Annotated in this window: 1 protein-coding gene; it reads left to right on the top strand. The window is 66.8% G+C overall.

Annotated features, from left to right (window positions below; genetic code table 11):
* On the top strand, positions 1-587 hold a 587-nt coding region (locus PMI17_RS12550), incomplete at both ends, for a type VI secretion system Vgr family protein (protein WP_009127491.1).

Here is a 587-nt window from a genome sequence, read left to right as displayed (position 1 = left end):
GACTACGGCTGGCACGCGCCGCTGCTGGACGGCACCGAAGTGTCGATAGCCTTCGACGGCGGCGACCCGGACCGTCCGTACATCGCCCACGCGCAGCACGACTCCGAACATCCCGACCACGTTACGCGCGACAACCACAGCCGCAACGTGCTGCGCACGCCGGCGAACAACAAGCTGCGCATGGAAGACCTGCGCCAGCAGGAGCACATCAAGCTGGCGACCGAGTACGGCAAAAGCCAGCTCAACATGGGGCATCTGGTGGACGCGCAGCGCAAACAGCGTGGCACCGGCTTTGAGCTGCGCACCGATGAATTTGGCGCGGTGCGCGCCGCGCGCGGCCTGTTCCTGAGTTCGCACGGCCAGCAGCAGGCACAGGACGAGGTGCTGGAGATGTCGGCGGCGGTCGGTCAGATATCGAACGCCAACAATCAGATGGCAGCGCTCACCAACGCTGCCGAAACCGCCGGGACGCTGACTGGCGACATTAACGCGCAGGCGAACCTGCTGTCGGACCGGCTGAAGAATCTGCAGTCCGCCGCGCTGCTGGCCAGCGCGCCGCTGGGCGTGGCGCTGACCTCGGGCGAGCA

Source organism: Pantoea sp. GM01, from assembly GCF_000282675.1.
GTDB classification, from domain to species: domain Bacteria; phylum Pseudomonadota; class Gammaproteobacteria; order Enterobacterales; family Enterobacteriaceae; genus Pantoea; species Pantoea nemavictus.
This window is presented reverse-complemented; position numbering and strand designations above follow the sequence as displayed.